Here is a 424-nt window from a genome sequence, read left to right on the forward strand (position 1 = left end):
TGGAGGCCCAGGTCCTGCAGTCCCTCGGCGTGGACTACATTGACGAGTCCGAGGTCCTGACCCCGGCCGACTACGTCCACCACATCGATAAGTGGAACTTCAAGGTTCCCTTCGTCTGTGGCGCCACGAACCTCGGTGAGGCGCTGCGCCGCATCAACGAAGGCGCGGCCATGATCCGCTCCAAGGGCGAGGCCGGCACCGGCGACGTCTCCAACGCCACCGGGCACATGCGCCAGATCCGCGCCGAGATCGCCAAGCTCGCTGCCCTGCCCGAGGACGAGCTCTACGTCGCGGCCAAGGAACTGCAGGCCCCGTACGAACTGGTCAAGGAAGTTGCCGCCGCCGGCAAGCTCCCCGTGGTGCTGTTCACCGCCGGCGGCATCGCCACCCCGGCCGACGCCGCGATGATGATGCAGCTCGGCGC

1 pseudogene is annotated in these 424 nt (G+C 67.9%); it reads left to right on the forward strand.

The annotated features are described in order from the left end of the window. Positions 1–424, forward strand: a pseudogene (locus tag QK290_RS18580) (pyridoxal 5'-phosphate synthase lyase subunit PdxS); the annotation flags it as partial.

The organism is Pseudarthrobacter sp. AL07 (genome assembly GCF_029960665.1).
Classification (GTDB): Bacteria; Actinomycetota; Actinomycetes; order Actinomycetales; family Micrococcaceae; genus Arthrobacter.